The organism is Pseudomonas khorasanensis, assembly GCF_014268505.2.
In the GTDB taxonomy this organism is placed as follows: domain Bacteria; phylum Pseudomonadota; class Gammaproteobacteria; order Pseudomonadales; family Pseudomonadaceae; genus Aquipseudomonas; species Aquipseudomonas khorasanensis.
In genome coordinates, this window is the sequence record NZ_JABWQP020000030.1 from 1 (window position 1) to 2,082 (window position 2,082).

Below are 2,082 nucleotides of genomic sequence, written 5' to 3' on the forward strand. Positions count from 1 at the left end.
GGCGGTGCTGGCAATCGTAGCGGTATTCGGTGACGAGCTTCTGGCCGGTGCCGCGACGTTCGCGGATCAGGTTGCCGTAGGCGTCGTAGTCGTAGTGGCGGTCGCCCTGCATCAACAGGCGGTTGCCTTTGACGTTGGCGAGGTTCGCGACGGGCAGATCGTTTTGTCCGAGGAGGTTGCCTGCCGGGTCGTGAGCGAAGCTTTCGGGCATGGCGCCACGCACGCTGATCAAACGATCAAGCGGATCGTAGTGATAGCTGCGGTTGCCTTTGCGGCTGTCGTCGATGCCGGCGAGGTTGCCGTTGGCGTCGTAGTTGTAGCGACGCTGGAATAGGTGTTTGTCCCGCTGGCTGACGCTATGCGCTTGAAGTCGGCCCTGTTCATCGTACTGGTATTGGCTGAGCAGCAGGCCTTGCTGACGCTGCTGCTCGCGACCGGCGCTGAACTGGTGAGACGTGAGGCGTGAACCGTTGAGGTCGATCCTGCTGAGTTGCCCGCCAGGCTGGTGGTGATAATCGAGTTTGCTGCCATCAGGAAGGCGGCAGTGGCTGAGTTGGCCGACGCTGTCGTATGCGTAACGCGTCGTGCCCCAGCCTTGGTGTTCTTCGATGAGTCGATCTTGCAGGTCATATTTGTAAGCGAGCGGCCAGTGGCCGTCATCGAAGTTGACCAAGCGACCGAGCGCGTCGTAGCTGTAGTGAATCGCTTCGCCATCGGGCAGCGTTTTTACAAGCAAACGTCCTGCGGCATCGCGCTGGTATTCAGTGACCAGTTCGCTGCCGTCATCGCCGAATTCGGTTTTCTTCAGCAGCTGGCCGTTGAGGTCGTACTCGTACGCGGTGCGGCGGCCGTCGAAGCCGGTTTCCTGCTGAATCAGACCGTTCGGGTAGTAATCGAGTTGGTAGCGTTCGCCGCGCTCGTTTTCGATCTCGGTGAGGTTGAGTTGCGAGTTGTCGTAGCGGTAGCGCAGTTGGCTGCCGTCGGGATTGATGCGGCGGCTGACGAGGTGCAGGTTGTCGGCGTATTCATAGCGGGTGATGCGGCCGAGCTCGTCTCGTTCCGCGGTGACGCGGCCATACGCGTTGTAAGTGAACGCGCGAGTAGCGCCGCCGGGCAGGGTGACCTGAGTCAGGCGGTCGACCGCATCCCATTGGTATTGAGTGATCGCACCGAACTCGTCTTGGCGAGGTGATCTTCCGACTGCACACTACTTATTACTATGCCGGAATTATTTGGTGCTTAAAATTACTCTAGAGAATTAAGATACGCAGAAGGTCCGCAAAGCAAAGGATGCTTTGTTGTGAACTCTATTACTGATTCATCATTAATGGCGCGAATCCTGTAGCTGCCGGCTTCATTTAATATTGAAACGGTTAGATTTTTTTTTGTTGGAATGTTCTTTATCAAAAGTTCTTCAATGTTGCTGCAGTTGAGGCCGATTCTGCAAGTATTAAACCCAGATTGCTTCCACTTTATAGGAGGCGCCTCTGGATATTCTTTTATATCAAATTCGAGAATTACTATGGGTCTGTTGTTGTCTATGTTTACGGAGAATAGTGTCACCTCTCCGATAGGGATCTGAGATGTAAATATTCTATTAAAGAATGAGCTTCCGTCTAAATCATTCCAGAAATTCATTTTTTGTCCTTGAAGTAATAGTGGTCTTTCGCACCAGGTACTTTACCTGTTCTTGGGTTTTCAATCGGTCGTAGATTGAAGTGAGCCGTCTGGTCACCTTTGTTCCCTGATTCGTGGAATTGATGCCCTGCAGAGTGATCCTGAATGATAACTTTGGAACCATCAGCACGCGTGAATTGATATTCTCTTGTAAGAATCGGTTTTCCTTCACTATTGAGAATGCTCTCTCCAGCTTTATCCGTCATTCTTGCATATTTATATTGTTGCGTTTTTCCTGTAGTAGGGTCAAAGACGCGATCCGGATGCTGGGATCTGGGTATCCCCGCTTCTGTTTTGGCCTGTCTGAACGCGCCGCTACGTGAAAGCTCCGGTGGCGGGGGCTCATTCTGCTTGTTCTGCGCGGGAGCATCTGTCTTGCCAGGACAACCAGAGCTCAACCCCAGC

2 protein-coding genes and 1 pseudogene are annotated in these 2,082 nt (G+C 53.2%); all 3 read right to left on the reverse strand.

What is annotated here, in order from left to right; genetic code table 11:
• A pseudogene (locus tag HU727_RS25985) lies at positions 1-1,204 on the reverse strand (type IV secretion protein Rhs); the annotation flags it as partial.
• Between the two features lie 41 nt (positions 1,205-1,245).
• A complete protein-coding gene (locus HU727_RS25425) occupies positions 1,246-1,638 on the reverse strand; it encodes an Imm50 family immunity protein (protein WP_186532520.1) in 393 nt (130 codons plus the stop codon).
• On the reverse strand, positions 1,635-2,082 hold a 448-nt coding region (locus tag HU727_RS25825; protein WP_225919900.1), incomplete at its 5' end, for an HNH/endonuclease VII fold putative polymorphic toxin. The genes HU727_RS25825 and HU727_RS25425, both read right to left, overlap by 4 nt.